Below are 2575 nucleotides of genomic sequence, written 5' to 3' on the forward strand. Positions count from 1 at the left end.
GTTTCGAGGGGTGCCAAAACACTGGTTCTGTTGAGTCGTAGTGGTTACAAGTCTGATTATGATCGAGAAGTAGCCGCTGAAATGCAATCTCAGGGAGTAGATATCTACTCATTTAAATTGGATATCACGAATCTCTCGGATATGACCGGAGTGGTTACCTACATTGAGCAATGTCTACCACCCTTACGGGGTATTATCCACAGTGCAGCGATGTTAGATGACCAACCAATTTCCAAAATGGACCACGAACTGTTTATGAAGGTGTTCCGACCCAAAGCAATTGGAGCCTGGAATCTGCACGAGTCCACCAAGGGAATTCCTCTTGACTTCTTTTTAATGTTTTCTTCAATTTCAGCGGTTTTTGGTTTCCCTGGGCAAACAAACTATTCATCGGCGAATAATTTCTTAGACAAACTGGCTGCTTTCCGGCAATCTCAGGGAATGGCAGGTTCTGCTATTAATCTAGGAGTACTTGACGATTATGCAGGTATGTCTAAAGAAGGCGGACGGTTAATTCAAGCGTTGATTAATCAAGGTTGGGGATTACTGAGTTTGCAAGAAGTGACTAATATGATTGAAAATGTCTTGTTGCATAAACCAGTATCCCGTATGGCCGCCTACTTGGACTGGGGGCGGTTTAAAGATTTTTATTACAATCTAAAAGACGATTCACGGTTTGCGCACCTTATGAAAGCCGAGGCAGTCTCTAGTGCTCAAGGCGAGCAGGGCTTAGTAGATCAGCTTAAATCAGTTTCTGTAGAAGAAAGACACCAGATTCTAGAGGTGAAGCTTGCCGAGTCACTAGCGAAAATCTTGGGTGTTTCTAGTGAAAAGATTGAGACTACCATTCCAATTACTCAAATCGGACTAGATTCACTAATGCTCAATCAGCTTAGGAACTGGATACAGCAGAAGCTTGAAGTTAATTTTCCGTTAATGAAGATTGCTAAGGGGCCCAGCATCCGAGAATTATCTGGCCAGCTTATTGATGATTTGTCTGTAGAGAGAAAAGTAGCGGAAGTATCTACTGATATTTCAGGAATTGCCGATGATAAAGATATTGAGGTCTACAACCAGTGGCTGGTTCGTAAGAAAGGTATACCCCAGGAAGAGGTGCAGTTTCGCATATTCTGCATTCATCCGGTAGGTGCAGGGGCTTCTATGTTTAGTCATTTCATTTATAATCCGCCAAAAGACGCTGAGGTATTAGCATTTCAGCTGCCCGGACGGGAGAATCGCGTGAATGAACCTCACTACGAAGACGTTCTGACACTAGTGAAAGATATGGCCTATGCGATGGAGCCACTACTGGATAAGCCATTTGTTATTTTCGGCCATAGCTTCGGTGGTATGGTAGGCTATGAGCTAATTAAGCATCTGAAAAAGAGGTTGAGCAAAAGCCCAGTCCGCCTTTTTATCTCCGGTACTATTGCCCCTCAGCTTACCAAAAAGTGGAAAGAAAGAGACGTTATTAGCGAAACGGCCATTCTCGCTAACTCTGAAGAGCGTTTGCTTTCACTGATGTCGTATATCGACGATATAGAATTTTTGAAGAAAATTCTGCCGATCATGCGGAAGGATATGACGATGATTATGAACTATGTATATCAGCCCAACGGTAAGTTAGAAATTCCTATTACTGCTTTTGCTGCTGATAAAGATGAAGTAGTCTATCCAAATGAAGTAGAACAGTGGCGAGAACAGACAGTTAACGCGTTTTCTCTAGAAGTGCTGGAAGGAGATCATTGGTTTCTAAGTCGTAATAAGGATCTTGTATCCCAGCGATTGGCCGAAGCTATCCAGCCAACACCATCTGTCATGTAAACAATTTACTACTCGGGGAGAATGTCAGTTTTTCCAGAGTATATCTTCTCACTTTATGTAATAATATTTCAAACCCTATAACTTTCTTAAACTATGAAACTATCAAAACTAGGGGTAAACCCCACCATGTCTCCTTACTTACAGCGTAAAACCGAACTCAATAACCAGATGGCCATCATGTGTTTCTGGATTGGTTTCATTTATGTATTCTTTATTTACGCTCACTATCCGGCTATAGCTATTTATCCTACGTTGTTATTTGTCATTTCTGCCTTTGTTCTGTTACTAAATCATTTGCGGTATGTGCATCTTGCCCGATTTATCAATTCATTTCAAATGATTACATTGGCAACCCTTTTTCATGCCTCTATCATTCAGCAGGGGCAAGATCTGCTAGTGCCTTTTTTCTGTACTCAATTAGCAATGACTTTAATTCCTTGGGTGCTTTACGACTGGAAAGAAAAAAGCGTCATGCTAGTATCACTAGCTATCTGTTATGGACTAGTAGCGAGCCAACAACTGCTAAACGGTGCTATTGAAGTACCAGTGGATGTAACCTACTTCCAGGAAAGCTACCTAACTCCTATGACCTATGTTTGTGCTGCCTTGATTCAAATAGCCTGTGTACTCTGGCTCAAGTATGGGAAGTTGCGAACCGCAGCTGTTGAAACTGAATCGTTCGATGCCGTAAGCGAGCCGGTATTAAACTAATTTTTGTGACGAAAAACCCTCTACCAGAGAAGCAGCTAGA

2 protein-coding genes are annotated in these 2575 nt (G+C 42.0%); both read left to right on the plus strand.

The window, feature by feature from the left end; all coding sequences use genetic code 11:
* Positions 1 to 1824: alpha/beta fold hydrolase (locus tag WBA23_RS22870; RefSeq protein WP_424584597.1), on the plus strand; the 1824-nt coding region annotated here is incomplete at its 5' end.
* 93 nt (positions 1825 to 1917) lie between these two features.
* Complete coding sequence (locus WBA23_RS22875; protein ID WP_424584598.1) at positions 1918 to 2535, plus strand: hypothetical protein; 618 nt, start codon at positions 1918 to 1920, stop codon at positions 2533 to 2535.
* Positions 2536 to 2575 lie beyond the last annotated feature (40 nt).

This window comes from Tunicatimonas sp., assembly GCF_049647865.1.
Taxonomy (GTDB): Bacteria; Bacteroidota; Bacteroidia; order Cytophagales; family Cyclobacteriaceae; genus Tunicatimonas.